General features: G+C 37.7%; 18 protein-coding genes. 8 read left to right on the top strand and 10 right to left on the bottom strand.

From position 1 onward, the window contains the following. Positions 1-23: 23 nt before the first annotated feature. From BN990_RS19150 to BN990_RS22735, 4 genes are all read left to right on the top strand, one after another. Positions 24-605, top strand: a complete 582-nt coding sequence (locus tag BN990_RS19150; RefSeq protein WP_021290798.1) for an LOG family protein — start codon at positions 24-26, stop codon at positions 603-605. Between the two features lie 184 nt (positions 606-789). Continuing rightward, the gene (locus tag BN990_RS21630) at positions 790-1,128 is read left to right on the top strand and encodes a membrane lipoprotein lipid attachment site-containing protein (RefSeq protein ID WP_051739317.1); all 339 of its coding nucleotides are present in this window, start codon (positions 790-792) and stop codon (positions 1,126-1,128) included. Between the two features lie 128 nt (positions 1,129-1,256). Continuing rightward, complete coding sequence (locus BN990_RS19140; protein ID WP_021290800.1) at positions 1,257-2,678, top strand: carbon starvation CstA family protein; 1,422 nt, start codon at positions 1,257-1,259, stop codon at positions 2,676-2,678. Between the two features lie 181 nt (positions 2,679-2,859). Continuing rightward, the gene (locus BN990_RS22735) at positions 2,860-3,171 is read left to right on the top strand and encodes a hypothetical protein (protein WP_021290801.1); all 312 of its coding nucleotides are present in this window, start codon (positions 2,860-2,862) and stop codon (positions 3,169-3,171) included. Positions 3,172-3,513: 342 nt separating this feature from the next. On the opposite strand, the gene BN990_RS19130 is transcribed toward BN990_RS22735, so the two are convergent. From BN990_RS19130 to BN990_RS19110, 5 genes are read right to left on the bottom strand one after another with little or no spacing between them, the layout of a single operon-like run. Next, on the bottom strand, positions 3,514-4,872 hold the full coding sequence (locus BN990_RS19130; RefSeq protein WP_038246378.1) for a GntP family permease: 1,359 nt from the start codon (positions 4,870-4,872) through the stop codon (positions 3,514-3,516). Positions 4,873-4,928: 56 nt separating this feature from the next. After that, a complete protein-coding gene (dgoD, locus tag BN990_RS19125) occupies positions 4,929-6,077 on the bottom strand; it encodes a galactonate dehydratase (protein ID WP_038246375.1) in 1,149 nt (382 codons plus the stop codon). 18 nt (positions 6,078-6,095) lie between these two features. Continuing rightward, positions 6,096-6,725, bottom strand: a complete 630-nt coding sequence (locus BN990_RS19120) for a bifunctional 4-hydroxy-2-oxoglutarate aldolase/2-dehydro-3-deoxy-phosphogluconate aldolase (protein ID WP_038246371.1) — start codon at positions 6,723-6,725, stop codon at positions 6,096-6,098. A gap of 13 nt (positions 6,726-6,738) precedes the next feature. Next, the gene (locus tag BN990_RS19115; protein ID WP_021290805.1) at positions 6,739-7,692 is read right to left on the bottom strand and encodes a sugar kinase; all 954 of its coding nucleotides are present in this window, start codon (positions 7,690-7,692) and stop codon (positions 6,739-6,741) included. Positions 7,693-7,715: 23 nt separating this feature from the next. Next, positions 7,716-8,465, bottom strand: a complete 750-nt coding sequence (locus BN990_RS19110; protein ID WP_038246368.1) for an IclR family transcriptional regulator — start codon at positions 8,463-8,465, stop codon at positions 7,716-7,718. A gap of 576 nt (positions 8,466-9,041) precedes the next feature. Between BN990_RS19110 and BN990_RS23420 the strand changes: the two genes are divergently transcribed. Both BN990_RS23420 and BN990_RS19100 read left to right on the top strand, forming a co-directional pair. Next, a complete protein-coding gene (locus BN990_RS23420; RefSeq protein WP_458647012.1) occupies positions 9,042-10,061 on the top strand; it encodes a BclA C-terminal domain-containing protein in 1,020 nt (339 codons plus the stop codon). 725 nt (positions 10,062-10,786) lie between these two features. Continuing rightward, entirely contained in the window at positions 10,787-12,007 is a 1,221-nt protein-coding gene (locus tag BN990_RS19100) for an EAL domain-containing protein (RefSeq protein ID WP_021292440.1), read from the top strand. Positions 12,008-12,055: 48 nt separating this feature from the next. Here the strand turns inward: BN990_RS19100 and BN990_RS19095 are convergent, their stop codons facing one another. The 3 genes from BN990_RS19095 to cudC all read right to left on the bottom strand — a co-directional run bounded on the left by BN990_RS19095 (position 12,056) and on the right by cudC (position 14,996). Continuing rightward, positions 12,056-13,348, bottom strand: coding sequence for a M20 family metallo-hydrolase (locus BN990_RS19095; RefSeq protein WP_021292441.1), 1,293 nt, complete (start codon positions 13,346-13,348; stop codon positions 12,056-12,058). Between the two features lie 165 nt (positions 13,349-13,513). Beyond that, the gene (locus BN990_RS19090) at positions 13,514-14,410 is read right to left on the bottom strand and encodes a glycine betaine ABC transporter substrate-binding protein (RefSeq protein WP_021292442.1); all 897 of its coding nucleotides are present in this window, start codon (positions 14,408-14,410) and stop codon (positions 13,514-13,516) included. A gap of 22 nt (positions 14,411-14,432) precedes the next feature. Beyond that, a complete protein-coding gene (gene cudC / locus BN990_RS19085; protein ID WP_021292443.1) occupies positions 14,433-14,996 on the bottom strand; it encodes a choline uptake/conversion transcriptional regulator CudC in 564 nt (187 codons plus the stop codon). Between the two features lie 332 nt (positions 14,997-15,328). Between cudC and betB the strand changes: the two genes are divergently transcribed. Together betB and BN990_RS19075 are read left to right on the top strand one after the other, a co-directional pair. After that, the gene (gene betB / locus BN990_RS19080) at positions 15,329-16,798 is read left to right on the top strand and encodes a betaine-aldehyde dehydrogenase (protein ID WP_021292444.1); all 1,470 of its coding nucleotides are present in this window, start codon (positions 15,329-15,331) and stop codon (positions 16,796-16,798) included. Positions 16,799-16,819: 21 nt separating this feature from the next. After that, positions 16,820-18,028, top strand: coding sequence for an iron-containing alcohol dehydrogenase (locus BN990_RS19075; protein WP_021292445.1), 1,209 nt, complete (start codon positions 16,820-16,822; stop codon positions 18,026-18,028). Positions 18,029-18,469: 441 nt separating this feature from the next. Here the strand turns inward: BN990_RS19075 and BN990_RS19070 are convergent, their stop codons facing one another. Further along, positions 18,470-19,033 carry a GNAT family N-acetyltransferase gene (locus BN990_RS19070; protein ID WP_021292446.1) on the bottom strand — a complete coding sequence of 188 codons (564 nt, stop codon included), beginning with the start codon at positions 19,031-19,033 and terminating at the stop codon, positions 18,470-18,472. A 159-nt stretch (positions 19,034-19,192) separates the two neighbouring features. Further along, positions 19,193-20,758 carry a hydantoinase/oxoprolinase family protein gene (locus tag BN990_RS19065; protein WP_021292447.1) on the bottom strand — a complete coding sequence of 522 codons (1,566 nt, stop codon included), beginning with the start codon at positions 20,756-20,758 and terminating at the stop codon, positions 19,193-19,195.

Genomic DNA, 20,758 nt, shown 5'->3' with positions numbered 1-20,758 from the left:
ATATATGGATTGGAGGCGATAGAATGAAGAGATTAGCTATTTTTTGCGGATCAAGAAATGGTGCTTCAGAGGATTATATTCAACAGGCAAAAGAACTTGGAAGTAAACTCGCCGAACAAAATGTTGCTCTTGTATACGGTGGTGCCAGTGTAGGGATAATGGGGGCTGTTGCTGATGCTGTATTACATGGAGGCGGACATGTTATTGGGGTAATGCCTCAATTTTTGAAGGAGAAAGAGATTTCTCACCCAAGCTTAACGGAACTCATTATTGTCGATTCTATGCACGAACGAAAAATGAAAATGGCAGAGCTTGCTGATGGATTTATCGCATTGCCTGGTGGTCCCGGAACACTAGAAGAATTTTTTGAGGTGTTCACCTGGGCGCAACTCGGCCTTCATCAAAAGCCTTGTGGACTATTAAATATCAATCACTATTTTGATCCACTCATTTCATTATTCCAACATATGACGGATGAACATTTTATGGAAAAGAAACATCGAGATATGGTAATCATTGATAAAAATGCCTCAACCCTACTTAGAAACTTTATAGCGTATGTTGCCCCACCTACTAAAACATATATTACTAAAAGTCAAACCTAAATGGTGATTTTAAAGCAGACCTATCTGGTCTGTTTTTCAATTTATCCAAGCCTTCAAATTCTTAGCAAATTCTAATAAAATACACAATGTTTTCTAAGAGTTAAAACGTATTCTAAAACTATCAAGATAAAAACTAGACATCACATAAGTTATAACCATCCATTGTGTAAAGGAGTATTGAATAATGAAAAAAATTATTGTATTTGTATGTGGTTTGTTGCTACTAACAGCATGCAGTAATCACGAATCTGCAGCAAGTGTTTCTGAAGAATCTTCTCAGCCAACAATAAAAACAACAAGTGCTTTGCAGGACTTACCTGAATATCCCATTATACGAAAAAACGTTGATCTGGAAATATTTGAGTTAAAGGTAGTAGCAGATAATCCTTACAAACGTGTTATCTTAATCGAAAACAACACAAGTGGGGAAAAAGAATATAAATCAATCTATATTAAAAAGACAAATAGATTGAAGCTGATCCAATTTAATGAAGGACTACTTTATAATGGTATAGTTAACTGAATACCAAGTCTGACAAAATCCCTTAAAATTCGCTATTGAACGTCAAAAAATGACTTGATTATTTATAATAACTAGATATAATAGGTATAGTAAACGTTTTCAACGCATACATCAAAGGAGGGCATCGAATGATTACGTTTATTGTATCTATTATTATACTAATTATTGCTTATTTCACATACGGTAAATTTATTGATAAACTTTTTGCACCAACAGATGAAAAAAGTACGCCTGCCTACTCCAATCATGATGGCGTAGACTACGTACCAATGAATAAACAAAAGAACGCAATGATTCAATTGCTTAATATCGCTGGAACAGGCCCAATATTTGGACCGATAATGGGCGCTCTATTTGGTCCTGTTGCTTTTCTATGGATTGTAATCGGTTCCATTTTTGCTGGAGCCGTTCATGACTATCTGACCGGTATGATATCCATACGAAATAAAGGAGCACATATTCCTGAATTAGCAGGCCGTTTCCTAGGTAAGTTTTCCAGACATATTGTAAATGCATTTTCTCTTTTATTATTAATTTTAGTTGGAACCGTTTTCGTGACAACACCAGCTTCTTTAATTGATATTTTACTAGATGGTAACGTCGCCTTTTGGGTTATATTAGGAATCATCTTCCTGTATTTCTTCTTGTCTACCATCTTACCAATTGATAAGATTATTGGACGTATTTACCCTATTCTAGGCGCTGTCTTATTAATTGGGACAATAGCCATTGGAGTTTCGTTAGTATTTTCTGATTACACAATTCCTGAATTGACGATAACTAATATGCACCCGGATCATTTACCAATTATACCAATGATATTCTTTACGATAACCTGTGGAGCATTATCAGGGTTCCATGCGACACAATCACCAATAATTTCTAGAACGACACAAAAGGAGTCACAAGGAAGATATATTTTTTACGGAATGATGATTGCCGAAGCAATTATTGCAATGATATGGGCTGCCGCAGCCATGAGTCTATTTGATGGACAAACTCTTAGTCAAGTAATTGCAGAGGGAACAGCATCTGCTGCCGTTAATGAAATCGCAATAACCTTATTAGGTGCTGTAGCAGGAACTGTAGCTGTTTTAGGAGCTATCGTACTGCCTATTACATCAGGAGATACTGCATTTCGTGCTGCACGTTCCATTATCGCAGACTACTTGAACATTGGTCAGAAAAAAGTGTTTAATCGATTAGCAATTGCAATTCCTTTATTTACAGTTTCTTATATTTTAACTAAAATTGATTTTAATATTTTGTGGCGCTACTTTTCTTGGGCAAATCAGGCAACTGCCGTTATCGCATTATGGATAGCAACCATGTATTTATTTGTAAAAGGTAAGAATTATTTCGTTTCTATGGTTCCAGCCATTTTCATGAGTTATATGGTGTTTGTTTATATTCTAAACGCACAAATTGGTTTCCGTTTAGACTTGAACACTTCTTTCATTATTGGATTTATCTTCACCATTATTCTCACCTTCTTATTCTTTAAGAAAGCAAGAACAAATAGAGCCAATAACTTAACAGTTGATATGTAATCACTGTCTGTCGATAGAGTGGATGTCCGCATTTTATCGACAGGCTTTTTTATTTTCTAATAATCGATGTTGTACTGAAATCCATTTAAAATATTCAATTTAGGATTAGAAATATCACTCATTTTTACTCCTTCTTATAATAAGATATAATGATTATCTTATTATAAGAAGGAGTATGTCCATGCCCAGAGATAACAATAATAATTTTTATGGTGATAATGATAATCCTCAACATATTATAAATACCATACTCTTTTCCCCCTTCTCTCAAGGCAACAATGGCATCACAGGTGCAACTGGAAGTATAGCATCAACAGGACCAAATGTACTTTCTACAGGATTTTCCGCTCAAAGAACATCAGAATCGACAATAAATGCCTCCACTCAATCAGGAAATTGGACAGTTACAAGTCCTTTTATACTAGAACAGGATTTAACGCTACTACCGGAAGATACTCTATCAAAGTCACCATTAGTTATCAAACAACAGTAATAACTGCACAAATTGGTGCAGCTGTTAATTCATCTTTTGTAATTAGGAGGACATCACCAACTGTTACGATTATTGTAACTGGCCTTTTTCCTGTATTAAATGTTACTATTGCACTTTTATTAAACCTAAGAATAATTCTCGGTAGTGCTTCTGTGACTTTAAGTACTGGCGTAATTTAACAGCGGACGATGTTCTGGGCTTATTTTATCAAGTTGAGGGGTTAACAATTAACCTAAATATCGGAACTGCAACAACTCCTCCAACCGTATGGTCTATACACAGACTCACATAAATGATAAAAGGAGGTGGAATCATCCCCCACCTTTTATCATTACTATTCTATTAAACAAAGAAACTAATGGCAAATACTACTAAGAATCCTACAAGTCCAATAATTGTTTCCATCACGGTCCATGTTTTTAATGTTTGCTTTTCATTCATACCAAAGAATCTATTTACTAACCAGAAACCAGAATCGTTTACGTGAGAGAATACAGTGGCTCCACTAGCAATTGAAATAACAAGTAATCCAAGCATCGGTTGAGAAACATCCATCATACTAATAACTGGTGAAATTAATCCAGCAGCAGTAATCATTGCAACAGTAGCAGACCCTTGTGCGACTCGTACAAATGTCGAAATTAGAAATGCTACTAATACTAATGGCATACTTGATGTTGCCATCATTTCTCCTAATACATCTCCAACACCACTATCAATTAATGTTTGTTTAAATACACCACCCGCACCAGTAATTAAAATAATAATCCCAGCAGGCTCCAATGATTTAGTAGCAATATTTTGAACTTCTTCTTTTGTATAGCCTCGTTTTGTACCAAGAAAATAAAAAGTTAATAATGTAGAAATCGTAAGTGCAACGAAAGGATGTCCAATAAAGGTAAGTGCAGAATGAACAAATGTCCCTTCTTCCAATACTAGTCCAAATACGGTATTAATTAAGATTAAAACCAGTGGAATCATAATAAGAGCTGCAACCATTCCAAAACTAGGTAGCTCTCTATTATTATTATCTACTTGTTCTTGTAATTGCTTTTCAGTAATATATGCAGGAGCCTCTAGATGTATCTTTTTCGAAATATATTTCCCAAACATTGGCCCAGCAATAATCATAGCTGGAACACCTGCTAGAATACCAAACAAAATAACCCAACCTAAATCTGCATTTAAGATAGAAGCCACAGAGATTGGCCCAGGGGTAGGTGGTACAAAACTATGAGTAACTGCTAATCCAGCCAATAACGGAATACCAAAATAAAGTAATGATTTCTTTGTTTTTTGTGCCAAGCTATAGACAATTGGAATTAATATAACTAGTGCGACATCCAAAAATACTGGTATAGCCACAATAAATCCTGTCAGACCTAATGCCCACTGTACTTTCCCTTCACCAAACTTCTTAATTAATGTTAAGGCTAACCTTTCAGCTCCACCTGACACTCGGAGCATCTCGCCAAACATCGCACCAAGGCCAACAACAACAGCTATAAAGCCTAATGTTCCACCCATTCCTTCTTCCATTGTAGCGATGACTTCGGTAAGATCCATTCCAGAAAAAATACCGATAAATAGACTTGAGATTAATAATGCAACAAATGCTTGCAGTTTGGAACGCATAACTAAGAATAATAATAAAGCAATTCCCAATATAGTAACTAAAATGAGCATTGTTGTATCCGTCATTCCTTCTCCCCCTCTTTGTTAACGTTTACATAATATTACAGAATGGTATTGTAATTTTACCATTCTGCTATTGAACCATCCTGATGTCTCCATACTGGATTTCGCCAGTGCTCAGCATCTTCGGTCATTTTTTGAACATGAGGCTCATTAACTTCAATACCAAGGCCGGGACCATTTGGTATTTTGACAAAGCCTTCTTCATACTTAAACACATCTTTATCACTAATGTAATCTAGTAAATCACTGCCAACATTGTAATGAATACCTAAGCTTTGTTCCTGAATAAAAGCATTATGCGAAGTTGCGTCTACTTGTAAACAAGCGGCAAGTGCGATTGGGCCAAGCGGGCAATGCGGTGCAACTGCAACATCAAAAGCTTCCGCCATCGAAATAATTTTTTTACATTCCGTAATTCCTCCAGCATGTGATAAGTCTGGTTGGATAATATCTACATAATCTTCTGTTAAAACTGTTTTAAATTGCCACCTTGAAAACATCCGCTCTCCTGTAGCGATGGGGGTTGTAACGTGATTAGCAATATCTCGTAATGCTTCGTTATTTTCTGGAAGCACAGGTTCTTCAATAAACATTGGTCGAAATTGCTCTAGTTCTTTTGCTAAAATTTTGGCCATTGGTTTATGGACCCTTCCATGAAAGTCAATACCTATTCCTATATATGGACCAACTGCCTCTCTGACTACAGCAAATCGTTCAACTACTTGGTCAATTTTCTGATGGGAATCAACATACTGTAATTCCTCTGTTCCATTCATTTTCACAGCTTGGAAACCTCGGTCTACTACTTCTTTGGCAGCTGCCCCTACATCAGCAGGACGATCCCCACCAATCCATGAATATACTTTAATTGAATCACGACAAGCTCCACCAAGCAGCTGGTGGATTGGTGCATTATAAAATTTACCTTTAATATCCCAAAGCGCCTGATCAATACCCGCAATAGCGCTCATTAGAATTGGTCCGCCTCGATAAAAGCCTGAGCGGTACATTAAGTTCCAATGATCTTCGATTCGCTGTGGATCTTTACCGATCAAATATTCCATCAATTCTTCCACAGCGGCTTTTACCGTTGCAGCCCTTCCCTCAATTACGGGTTCGCCCCAACCAACAATTCCTTCATCCGTTTCTATTTTTAAGAAAAGCCAACGAGGCGGTACTTGATATAGTCTATAATTGGTTATTTTCATTTTTATCCTCCTAACCTTTTATTTTGTTATCTCACCTGTAAAAGCGCTTGCCTTTTTTGTAACAGTAGATAAATAGTCTGCTGTCACTTCACACGTATTAGGAATTAATGCACTTCCTAGTCCTACTCCTATAGCCCCTTTCTGAATAAACGATGCGACATTTTCAAGCGTTATTCCTCCAGTAGGTAAAAGCTTTAATTGAGGTAATGGGCCCTGTAGATCCTTTATATAATTAGGTCCCAATGAAGACGCAGGAAACACTTTAATAATATCTGCTCCTTCTTGAAATGCTGTAACAATTTCTGTAGGGGTAAATGCTCCAGGGATACTAACTGCACCATATCGTTTTGTTAATTTGATCGAATCAATATCTAAGGACGGAGATAATATGAATTGCGCTCCGGCTGATAAAGCCAATCTTGCGGACTCAGAGTCTAGAACCGTCCCAGCCCCAACCTTAACTTCATTGCCCAATTCATTTCTTATTTTTTCAATTGTTTGGAGAGGAGATTCACTATTTAGCGTTACTTCAAGTGTTGTAATTCCACCTTCATAAAGAGCTTTGGCAATAGCTAAAGCGTCAGCTGTATTATAGCCACGAATAATCGCTATCAATTTCTCCTTCTTAATCCATTGAAATGTATTCATGTTTTCACTCCTATTATCGATTGACATCTTCTCGCTTATCATTACGCTGTATTTCCTTTAACAATTTTCTGTCTGGAAGTCCTTCATAATCTCCTGAAACTGTTGTAGCAATTGCACCTGTTATACACGCTCTTTCTACTGCATCTCTAGACGACAATCCATCTAATAAGCCTGATAATAAGCCTGCGGTAAATCCATCTCCAGCACCGACCGGATCTACAACTCTTGATATAGGGAACCCTGGAACATACCCTTTTTCCTCTAATGATTGAAAATAGGCGCCTTCTTCCCCTAATTTGACCACAGTTAACTTTGCCCCTAATTGCATACAGGCATTACTAATTTGTTCACTGTCTTCCGTTCCAAATAAAAATGCTCCTTCACTCTTGCCTGGGAGGATGATATCAGAACGTTTAATCAATCGTAGTAATGTTTCTTTTGCTTCTTTCTCGCTCCAAAGCTTTCGACGAATATTGGGATCAAAAACTACGCATACTCCATTATCTTTAGCAATGTTAATTGCCTGAAAAATTGTGTCACAACAAGTGCTGCTTATAGCAGGCGTAATTCCTGAGATAAATAGATACTTCGCCTTGGTAATATACTCTCTATTAAGAATTTCTGGATTCATCTTAGTTGCCGCTGAGTCCTTCCGATAATAATAAACACGTACATCGGAATCGTTTACTATTTCTTTAAAGAACATTCCTGTACTAATTGAAGCGTCCAACTCTACATATGAAGTATCTACACCTTCTCCCTTCACCTCTTTAAGAACCATTGCCCCCAACTCATCTTCTCCTAATCTACTTATCCAACCAGTAGAGTGACCTAATCTACTAAGTCCAATCAATGTATTTGTTTCAGCACCAGCAACTTTTGGAATAAAAGAATCTGCATGCCTCATCAATCCCGCCTTTTCAGGTGTAAGGGATACCATCGTTTCACCAATTGCAACAACATCCAAATTTGAAACCTCCTTCCTGTTCACTATCCCGAATAACCAATTCCTTTTGATATACGCCGAGCAGTTTTTTTCAATTCCTCTATAATCATTTCTGTCCGTACTTGCATGCGTTGCTTAGGTCCAGCTACACTAATAGCAGCCATAATTCCCTGATTACTACCGTAAATTGGTGCAGCTAAACAATATAGGCCTTCCTCATTTTCTTCATCATCAATACTGTAACCCAATTTTTGAAATAATTTTAGTTGTTTCTCCAGCTCGTTTCGTTCTGTAACCGTTCGAGCAGTAATCGGCTTTAATTCCATTTGATTTAACAACTGATTCTTATTATCCTCTGCCATAAAAGCCAAGAAAGTTTTTCCTAGACCTGTACAATACAACGGTTTCCTATATCCAGGCTGTGCCGTAGTACGGATAGATCGATTTGTATCTATTTTTGCAATGTACACTAACTCATCCTCAGATAATACAGCCATAAAGATGGTTTCTTGAACCGATTCCATTAACCGCTGAAGATAAGGCAAACCGATGGAATAAATATCTAAAGATTCCATTGCACTTGTGCCAATAGGAATCAATTTTTCTCCTAATCGGTATTTTTTTTGAAGGTCTTGTCGTACATAACCTTCTTCTTTTAATGTCCTTAACAAGTTAAAAGTACTACTTTGTGGCATTTCTAACTTCACACTAATTTCTTTAATCGTTAAGCCTTGCTGATAATGAGACAATACTTCAAAAATCTCAAGTACTCGTTTCGCAGATTTTACTGACATAGCATCTCCTCAATTTATATATGTGATTTTAATTCATATATATGATTTCATTTGAAAGTAATTTACCATAAGAAAGCGTTTTAGTCAAATACATATATACAATTCATTTAGCCTATTTTCAATAAAACTCCTAAATTGGGTTGGTATAATAATCTATCGTAATTGAATTTTAATACGATATAGGAGCCAATTTTTAATAAGGGAGAAATGACAATGTCTAGATCTAAACATCCACCTTTTCATAGACGAAGATGCAATTGTAAGGCAAATAAACATAATTGTAGATATTGTAGACATTTCAATGATAATCATCACGACCATGATAGAGAACATAATGATGAACCTGATTTCTGTTATAAATGCAATAGACAACCAGATAGATGTTGTTGTGACGAGATTAGTGGAACCATAATAAATGAAATTAATAATTCATTCTTTCCCTGGGGTTATGTAGGAGGGTTTACTGGGATAACCGGTGACTTTGGTGTTACTGGACCTACTGGTCCTACTGGAGTAACTGGACCTGGTTTTAGTGATGTTATTCCTTATGATCCGAATGACGTAGGAAATTATCAAATTGGTGATATCATTTCCTATAATGGACGAATTTATCGTGTTATCGTTGCACCTCCTTCAGGCAATCCGAATGATAATCCAGGTTCCTACGAGCTAATTTTTGAGGGAATTACTGGCCCTACCGGAGCCACTGGGGATAGCATCACAGGCTCTACCGGACCTACTGGCCTGCAAGGACCTACCGGCGCGACGGGAGATACCGGCGCAACTGGAACCACTGGGGATAGTATTACAGGCTCTACTGGACCTACTGGCGCTCAAGGACCGACAGGCGTGACAGGAGATACCGGCGATACGGGGGCCACTGGGGATAGCATCACAGGCTCCACCGGACCTACTGGACCTACTGGCGCTCAAGGACCTACCGGCGCGACGGGAGATACAGGCGATACGGGGGCCACTGGGGATAGCATCACAGGCTCCACCGGACCTACTGGCCTGCAAGGACCTACCGGCGCGACGGGTGCTACTGGACCTACGGGTACGACTGGCGCCACGGGAACTACCGGCGATACAGGGCCTACCGGCGATATCGTAACTGCTACTGGGTTCTCTGCAAACAGAGCACCTTCATCAGTAACTGCAGATACCCAGTTAGAAGACTGGTCTGTTGCTAGTCCGTTCTATACCTCACCTGACTTTGACCCTGTAGCAGGTGAATATACTGTCCCTGTAACAGGTAGATATTCGATAAAGGCTGTAATAAGCTATTCTACAACGGCGGCAATTACTGTATCATTAGGCGCAGGAATTAACCCGGCAATTGTTGTTCAGCGGACGTCTCCTACTGTCACGGATTTAATAACTGGTTTATTCCCAGTATTAAACGTAAACGTTGCTTTAGTATTAACATTAAGAGCATTACTAGGAAGTGGGCAAGTCACTTTAGAAGGAGACTTAGAATTAAATGCAGGCGATGTAGTTGCTATGTTTTATCAAGCAGATGGTTTAACTATTAACCTAGACCTTGGTGGAACCTCTGATACAGCAACTGTTTGGTCCATTCACAGATTATCATAAAATAATTTTTCGAAAACACCATTTAGCTTTTTCTAAATGGTGTTTTCTATCTTGGTAAATCCTTCAACTTTTCATAAAAACATAGGTTATTGATTGATACGAATTCGTCTAGTCTTTCATATTTTATAGGAGAATAACCTTATGTAGAATTGGAGTAGACATATATGTATATGAATGATCGATACCCAAAATATAAAAATAAAAATTGTGATTGTGCGGCGAATACATACAATTGTATGTATTGTAAACATGAACATCGAAAAAAGCGGCATAATTATTGCAATAAATGTAACCAACAGAAGAACAATTGTAGTTGTGGAAAACAAGATAGTGGAAAAATTATCAATGAGATTTATAATAATGTTAATTAAACTGGATTAACTGGTGCCATAACTTTTATACCTGTAACTGCAGCAAAAACATTAAGTATAAATGGATATTTAGGACTCCTGCAGATACGATTCTAACTGCCACTTCACGCCAAATGTCTCATTCTCAGCAGGCGGTCGATTATTAATCTGTGGGTTACAAGAAGTTGTTGGAGCCACGACAGCAGAAAATAATTCCTTTGCCTTTACCGGAGCTCTTTATTTTGAACCAGCCTAAATAATAGAGAGGTAAGTACACCTCTCTTTTTAGGGAACCAATATTAGTTCATCTAATGAGAAGTTAACACCATACATGCTATAATGTACGTATAAAGGATAATAATGGAGTTGACTTGTATGGACCCACTAGATATCATGATGAAGCTTGATCAGATCGTTCCATACTTCGATCCGATTATAAGTGCAGAAAATCAATTAATTATAGGCTATGAAGTAAAACCGTACTTTCAAACAGAAGATAAAGAATTACATAACCTGTGTTGGTTTGCTCAGGATGAATCCATTCCTAGCGAATTCCGTTTAGAGCTTAGTAATGCTGTACTTCATAAAGTACTAGATAAATATATAACTACAAATCAATCTCAATATTTATTTATTCATTATGATGCCAAATTACTTTTAAAAGATAATGGAGACAGTATGATAGCACTGCTGGATGGTTATGTGGAGCAGGGCCTTCTTCTAAATAACATTGTACTGCAGTTTATCGAATCTTTTGTAACAAGCCACATTGATGAGCTAAAACATCTGTTTGCGTATATTCAAACATATGGGATACAAATTGCAATTGATAATGTTGGTCAACAAAATGGCAATTTGGATAAACTAACCATTATCAAACCAAATATTATTAAAGTTGATGTTGCTTTTCTCCAAGATGATGACTTGCCTCAACTATATCAAGATGTGCACCATTTATTGTCCATGCTTTCACGTAAGATTGGGGCAACGTTATTGTTTAAAGGGATAGCTACATTTCAACAATTAAATTATGCTTGGAGAAATGGTGGTCGTTATTATCAAGGAAACTATTTAGTAAAAACGCAGCCTGGTTTTATCGCAGCTGACAACTGTAAGGATAAGGTAAAAAAAGACTTCCATCATTTTATTACATTTGAGCGAAAGAAAATGAAAGCCCAACTTGATTTAACTGAAACAATTAATGAACAACTAAAAACAACTTTAAAGAAAATAAATCCAGATGATCCATATGACGAAACCATTCTTACCATTGCATCCGATTGTAATGATTTTACATTTCGAGTTTATATTTGTAATGAAGCAGGGTTTCAATTATCTTCTAATGCAGAGAAGGATGAAGATGGCAGTTGGTATTTATATGCAGAAGGCAGACAAAAAAACTGGAGTTGGCGACCATATTTCTTTGAAAATATCGTTCGTATGAATATGGAAAAAAAGGGAATCTTGTCCGATTTATATACAGATATTGAAAAAGATGAACGAATCAGAACCTATTCTCACCCTATTTCTGACCATCTATATATTTTCATCGATATCCCATATAATTTTCTTTTTGAACAAGATGGATTATTATGAGAAAGAGGTCTTTCCTATCTGAAAGACCTCTTTCATTATTTATCATTCTTACTGTACCTTTTCGATAAATCTCTTTAAAACATGTACGGATTGTACACAGTCATTTAACTTCGACCATTCTAAGGGATTATGGCTAATTCCGTCCTTACTTTGCACAAAAATCATCGCAATTGGCACATGTCTTCCTATGATCATCGCATCATGGCCTGCTCCACTTGGTAGTCGATAAGGCTTAACACCTACTTCTTCCATACATTCTGCCAATAGCTGTTGCTTTTCTTCTTGAATTGGAATTGGTTTAAATCTGGTTTTTTCTAGATAATGATAAGTAATATGAAAAGATTTTGAAATTTCTTCCGCCAAATCCAATACCTGATTTACTAATGCATCTCTTGTATCTTGATAAATATCCCTTATATCGACATACAACGTCACTTTTCCTGGTATAACATTAACGCCATTAGGCTCAACGAACTGTTTACCTACAGTAGCGACTGCAGAGTCATTTATTTGACGTGGCAATTGATTGACTTCATAGATAAACTTACTAGCTGCAACCAAAGCATCTTTGCGATCATCCATAGGGGTGTTTCCTGCATGACCAGCATCTCCAATAAAGGTAACTTCTAACCAACATGGACCTGCAATTCCAGTCACAATACCACAAGGGATCCCTTGCTTTTCTAAACGCTTGCCCTGCTCTATATGTACTTCAACAAACATTTCAACTTCATTCATATCTCGTTTGGCAGATTGATAACTTGAGATACTTAAATGATTCTGGTTAAGAACTTCTTCGAAACAATATCCTTCCTTATCCGTTAGCTTCTTTTTTTCTTCCAGATTTTGATTACCAATCATTCCTTCACTACCATTCAATCCACCATTAAAACGCGAACCCTCTTCATCAGCAAATACAACCACTTCATAAGATCGAATAGGCTGATAATTTGTATGCTTCCATGCCTCAGCTACTTCTAATGCAGCAAGAACTCCAAGGGTGCCATCAAAGTGTCCACCATTTGGAACACTGTCAACGTGCGAGCCACTCATTATTGCTGGTAATGTAGGATCTTTTCCTTCCCATCTACCAATTAAATTACCGGCCCCATCTCTTCTTACTTGAAGTCCAGCATCACGCATCCATCCAGCTACTCGATTTTGTGCTTGAACCTCTTCTTCCGAGTAACCCACCCGATTGGATCCATCATCTTCTGTACGCCCAATAGTAGCCAATTCATTAATACGTTGAGCTATACGTTCACCAGATATACCACTATGATTTAATTGAACATCGAATTCTTTCAATAAACGATCTTGAATAAAATTCTCCCTTTCCATCGTAAACGCTCCTCTACTATAGCCATCATTTTATAAATAATAGAATAATTGTAATTTGTTCAAAAAGTCAATAAGTCAAACGGACGAAATACGATGGTCAACGTGCACCTCAGTTTTATACAAGAAAAGCTGCCAATCCCTCGACAGCTAACTATCCTTGTATATCTATTTATTCAACCATTCATTTACCAAGTCCTGATTTTCTTCTACCCATTTTCTTGCACCATCAATTGGCTCTTCTGCATCTTTGACATAGGTCATTAATTCTCCAACTGCATCATCATCCATTTTCCAGTTTTTCATCCATTGACTCACTTCTGGAAAATCATCAGCAAAGCCTTGACGGGTCGCATGATGAATTTTTTCGACGCCACCATATACCTCTTTAGGATCGTCTAGATATTTCAGATCATACTGTGAGAAAACACGATGCGGACTCCATAATGGTGCAACAATTGGCTCTTCGTTTTTAATTGCCTGATCAATTTCCGTAATCATAGCAGGTTCAGAGCTAGGAACCAATTCATAATCCAAATTATAGTCTTTAATTAGTTCCTCCGTAACTTCCATGGTTCCAGCACCAGGATCAAAACCTGTTATTTCCCCTTCAAACATTTCTTTATTTTTATTCAGATCCTCAATACTATTAATATCTTCTAAGTATGTTGGAACGACAAGACCAACTTTAGCGTTGTCATACCAAGTTTCTTCCGAAAAGAATACCTCATCTTTATACTGCTGCAAATATGCCTGATCTTGAACTGGTAACCATACTTCTAAATTGATATCCAATTCATCTTCCGCCAAAGCTTTCATAATGGTACCCATATCAAGCAAGTTCAAATTCACTTTATATCCTTGATCTTCTAAGATGACCTTCCACATATTAGATACGGCGATATTCTCAGCCCAATTTATTTGAGCCATTTCAATGGTACCTTTATCTTCAGAGGTATCTTCGTTTGAGTTCTCAGAATTTGAATTTGTACTATCTCCACATGCTGCTAATACTACAACGATTGCTAATCCTATAACTAGAAGTTTACTTTTAATGAAACGCATAAATAGTCTAATCCTCTCCCCATTACGTATTTTTATCTTCTGGATCTTTCGGCAGAAACTCATATATTTCCTCAGATCGAATACTCGCAACTAAACGTTCAAGCCATCGGTAATACACTTTTGATTGATCAAGCAGCTCATAGATCTTTCGTGCTTCATCAACTAACTCTGACGACACATTTTCATCTTCAAATATCTGATCAAGTTCAAATTCAGCTTGCTTTATAGCTTCCATATTCATTTTTGCTTCACGGTCCCACATTTGACAGAAATAGGACATAAAGGAATGAAAGAAATCTTTTTCAGCTGCATATGTGTGCTTTCTAGAACCGCGTTGGAACTTTTTCTTCACCATCTCGTTTTCTTGAAGTTTGCGTACACTAGTACTCATACTTGGCTTGCTCATTCCAAGTTCCTCCCGCATTTCATCGAGATTCATTTGGTCTTTGAAATACATGGTTGCATATAACTTTCCTGCTGCTGGTGTTACACCATAGACATCCATTGTTTCAGCAATGGTTTCAATGACATATCCCTTGGCCTCTTCCAGCTTCTCCCTAGCCATGTCATCATTTGAAGCTGCCATTCATCTTCACCTCCTACTTTTAATAAATTTAATATATTAAATATTTTTTTTACAAACTTAATGTTAACGTATCCTCAATATATGTCAACTATTTATATTACAAATCCGACGCCGTATGCACTACAAAAGCGGGGCTTACTTATTCAAATAAAAAAATCTAACAAATATGAAAAACATAAAGTAGATCCTATACTATACGAACCTTACTATTCCCTTAAATGAACAACTAAGGTTTCATTTTGACATCTATTGCTCCCCATGTTACATTTAATTTGTTCAAAACGTTAAATAATTATTTAACAAAATTAACGGATGAAGGAGGTTTTTTCCCTTTGGACTTCAAAAAAAATTATATTAATGGTGAATGGGTAGCTTCCCATTCAAATGCCACGAGAGACATCATTAATCCTTTTAATCAAGAAATCATTGCTACCGTTACGGAAAGTGATGAAACTGACACAAAGGCAGCGATTAATGCAGCGAGGGAAGCGTTTGATTCTGGGAAATGGGCTGCAACCCCTGCAACAGAACGGGGACATATTGTTCATATCATTGCAGAATTAATTGAAAGAGACAAAGAAGAATTAGCTAAGCTGGAATCCCTCGACACTGGAAAAACCGTTGAGGAGAGCCGCGGCGATATGGAAGATATTGCTGGAGTCTTTCGTTATTATGCTCAACTTGCAGATAAAAACGGAGGAGAAATCATTGACTCTCCTATACCAAATACGATAAGTAAAGTGGTACATGAGCCCGTTGGCGTTTGTGGGCAAATCACGCCATGGAATTATCCACTATTACAAGCATCTTGGAAACTAGCACCAGCATTAGTCGCAGGAAATACACTTATTATGAAACCAAGTGAAATCACACCATTAACTACAGTGAAAGTATTCGAATTAATGGAAGAAGCTGGAGTTCCATCTGGGGTCATTAATTTAATTCTTGGACCAGGCGAATCCGTTGGTGCGGAGTTATCTGCTAATGAGGAAGTAGACCTTATATCATTTACTGGTGGCATTGCTACTGGGAAAAAGATTATGCAAGCAGCAAGTGCGAATGTAAAAAACATAGCACTGGAACTGGGTGGAAAGAATCCAAATATTATCTTTGCAGATGCTGACTTTGATACTGCAGTTGATCAAGCATTAAATGCGGTGTACTTTCACGCCGGGCAAATTTGTTCTGCGGGAACAAGACTAATTGTTGAAGAAACCATTCATGACAAGTTTATTGAGAAGCTAGTTCAACGGGTCGAAAACATTAAATTAGGTAGCGGTTTTGATAAGAATACGCAAATGGGTCCATTAATTTCTGAAGAACATTTAAATAAAGTAATTCATTATGTGGAAACGGGAAAGCAAGAAGGTGCTACTGTGGCAGTAGGTGGAAAACGTCCGAATAACCCAGCACTGCAACAAGGTTTTTTCTATCTTCCAACTGTACTTACAAATTGTACAACGGAGATGCATGTGGTTCAGGAAGAAGGATTTGGGCCTGTTATTACAGTAGAAACTTTCCAAACCGAAGCAGAAGCTATTACTCTAGCAAATGATTCTATTTATGGTCTATCTGGCGGAGTTTGGACGAATGATATTGCCAAAGCAGAACGATGTGTTGCTAAAATGCGGATGGGGACAGTTTGGATTAACGAATTCAACCTTTATTTCCCACATGCACCTTGGGGCGGATTTAAACAATCTGGAATCGGACGTGAACTTGGAAAAGCTGGATTAGAAGAATATCAAGAAACGAAACATATTTTTCAAAATTTAAAACCTGAAGCAATGAATTGGTTCTAATCTTTAAGGAGGAATATAATAATGAGTTTAAATATGAAAATCGAACATATGCATAATTTCCATACATTTGAAATTCCTACAGCAATTAAGCATGGGATCGGGGCAATCAAACATATTGGTGAAGAAGTAAAAAATCTTGGTGTAACCAAAGCACTTCTAGTAACAGACCCTGGAATCTATAAAGCAGGAGTAACTCAACCAGTAGAGAAGCATCTAAAGGAAGCTGGAATTGAAGTTGTCGTTTTTAATAAAGTAGAACCAAACCCACCTGTACGCCTAATAGCTGAAGGATCAAAAGTATTTAAAGATGAAGGATGTAATGGCTTAGTCGCTGTTGGTGGAGGAAGCTCTATGGATACTGCGAAAGGTATTGGTGTAGAAGCAACTCATGAAGGTAGTGTGCTAGATTACGAAGCGGCGGAAGGGAAAAAACCATTAGAAAATCGTATCCCACCTTTGACCACCATTCCAACAACTGCTGGAACAGGATCAGAAGTTACTCAATGGGCAGTAATTACCGATGAAGAACGCGAGTTTAAATTCAATACAGGCGGGCCATTAATCGCTGCACATCTCACTATCCTTGATCCAGAATTACATGTATCCATGCCTCCACATGTAACAGCAATGACAGGAATTGATGCATTGGCTCATGCAATCGAATGCTATACTATGCATTTTGCTCAACCAGTAACAGATGCGGTTGCATTAATGGCCGTGGAATACGTAGGTAAATATATCCGCCGTGCATATGCAGATGGTGGAGATTTAGAAGCACGCTATGGTATGGCACAAGCTGCAATGCTAGCTGGACTTTCCTATGGAAGTGAATCTGCTGGAGCAGCACATGCAATGTCACAAACGTTAGGTGGCATTATTCCAGTTGCACATGGACAATGTGTTGCAACAATGATGGGACCAGTAATGGAATATAACTGGAAAGGGCACCCAGATAAATTCGCTCGTATTGCTCAAGCGCTTGGAGTGGATACATTCCATATGACAACCGAAGAGGCTGCTAAAGCAGCTGTTAATGAAATGTATCGCTTAGCTGAAGATTTAGATATCCCTTCTCTTGAAGAACAGGGAGTAGCTCCTGATATGATTGACCGCTTATCTAAAGAAGCAATGAAAGATCCACAAACAGTTGGGAATCCGCGTGATTTAACTGAAAAAGATTACAAATGGATTTATAAACGCTGCTTTGGATTAACACCTAAAACTGTATAATGGATAAAAAAAGCAACCAGAATGGTTAATCTACTACCTGGTTGCTTTTCTCTCTTTTACAGCTATTTGGTAATACCAAGGGAGTACAAGATATGCTAAAAGATAAATCAAGCATCATTCCGATCAAACTTGAACAGTCCAAGCAAAATATCAGATCGTAACACTTTCTCTTATCGGCAAACGTGTTGGTATGAATATTACGAAGAAATGAAAACAGTTACCCCTATTCCAACAATTGTTTTCATAGAATAGCTTTTTAGGAGAAGGGCATTCGCCCTTTTACAGTTCCTTAAGACAGAAAAAGTATCTTCTTCACCTTGTTCACCCTGGCTAGATGGAAGGCAATCTGCTTCATCTCTGACAGGCAGCTATTATCACCGCATGTTCTCGAACTTTTATGGGCTAATGGAGAAAACTAGGAGTACGTAAGATTTTCTTATTTTACATACTGTATTCTTGCCTTAATAAGGAATACACCCGAATATCCTGTTGTTTTCCTTTACTAAATAAGCGCTTCCGCAGCGTACCTTCGAATTGGAACCCATTTTTTGTTAAGACTCTTTGGGAGGCAATATTCGCATTAAAACATCTAGCTTGAACCCGTTCTAAGTCCATCTCCTCAAATCCAAATCGAATAACTTCTCTTGCAGCCTCGGTTATGATGCCTCTTCCCCAATAATGATTGGATAGAACGAATGCTATTTCCGCTGTGTTATTCTCTTGTTCCCAAAATACATATTCGATCGTACCTAAAAACGTATTTGTTGATTGTAGTTCAATTGCCCAAGGTGCTAACCTGCAATTTGTGTATTGATCTAGAACATAATCAATAAATAGCTTTGTATCTTCTACACGTTTGTGCGTATCAAATGGTAAATACTTTGTCACCTCATCCAAGGAAGTGTAAGCAAACATAGCTGGAAGGTCTGCTAAGGTTATTTTACGAAGTTTTAAGCGTGGGGTATGGAGGATGGGCTGTTTCATTTCAAATTCTTGATAATTCACCTGATACCTCCTCTCTTAGGATGCTTAAAAACATCTTCTTTTATTGACTTATCCCCTCAGGTAAAACATCATTTCATTAACTAAGATATTTGTCTCTATGCTTGATTTATTACAAAAATAGCGAGAATTACCAATGTCTTGTAACCCTCGCTTCTTTGATTAGCTCATCTTCTTCAATGAACCGGCTGCTTTGGCACGTATTCGAGTTGCATTTCCTGGTAGATAGGCAAGTGGCACATCTTCTATGTCTACAATCACTAGGTCTCCTGGATCTCCTCCAGCTATCTTTGCTTCTTCAAATGCCATCTGTTTTGCACGTTCCATTGTTTTTTCCCTACCTAACTCATCTAACATAAATATTTTTTCAATCTGTCCACTGACTTGTGAAATAGCTGAACCTATCGCATTGGCAACTCCAAAATTCGCTGGTTTAATGACTTCAGAGGCCCCTTTAAGCACTTCAGGTAACAAAATACTTCCTCCACCTACAAGAACTACTGGTATTGGGTCTGCGCTTGTTTTCATTTTATCAAGCGCTTCTTCTACCATGGAAACCATCTTCTCATAAATAGCTTGCAGTAGATCTTTGCTCAAATGATTGACTTTACATGCATCCCCTATATTGGCTCTCCCCAAAGCGACGATGACATCGGTAGCTGTAAGTGTATCCCCTCCAAAAATTAGTGCTTTTTCCGAAAGTTTATATCCTACACTGTCTGGTCCGATTTGAAAGGAGCCATCCTCAAAAACTTGAATAATGGTTCCTCCACCAAGACCGACAGACAATATATCTGGCATACGGAAGTTTGTCCGAACACCGCCAATTTCGACAGCAAGTGATGATTGGCGAGGAAAAGCATTACTTAACACACCTATATCTGTCGTAGTACCACCTACATCTATAACTACCGCGTCTGATTTATTTGTTAAAAAGGCCGCTCCTCGCAAACTATTTGTTGGTCCACAGGCAATGGTAAGAATGGGGTATCGAACGGTATATTCAACAGACATTAATGTACCATCATTTTGCCCAAAGAAAACCTTAGCATCGATATTCTCTTGTTTTAATGCATCAATAAAACCATTTGCAGTTTCCTTTGCAACATTCACTACGGCAGCATTTAAAATCGTTGCATTCTCTCTTTCTAAAAGGCCTACATTACCAATTTCACTTGATAGCGATAGTTCCAACTCATCACCAAGCACTTCGTGTAAAATTTCTGCCGTTCGCTGTTCATGTGCATTTGACACAGGAGAGAAAACAGATGTTATCGCGATTGAATCTACTTTCCCTTTTACGTTGTTTGCAATTCGATAGATTTCTTCTTCATCAAGACGAGCGATTTCCCGACCATCAAATTCATGGCCGCCCTCGACAATGTACATATACTTCCCTAATATTTCTTGTAAGTCTTCTGGAACTCCCATTAATGGCTTAATTGCTAATGTCGCTGGAGCGCCAATCCGAATAACTGCGATTTGATTTAGCCTTTTCCTTTCAACGATCGCGTTTGTACAATGGGTTGTACCTAACATCGCATAGTTTATTTGTTCTAAAGGAACATTAGCATTCATAACTACCTCTTTTAGAGCATGATAGATTCCCTTACTCACATCTGTTGTAGTAGGCGCTTTTGTTTCAGCAATTACTTGATAGAATTCATCTAACATCACTGCGTCTGTATGTGTCCCGCCTACATCAATGCCAATACGATAACTTCTCAT

The organism is Virgibacillus salexigens, assembly GCF_000723585.1.
Taxonomy (GTDB): domain Bacteria; phylum Bacillota; class Bacilli; order Bacillales; family Amphibacillaceae; genus Virgibacillus; species Virgibacillus salexigens.
This window is presented reverse-complemented; position numbering and strand designations above follow the sequence as displayed.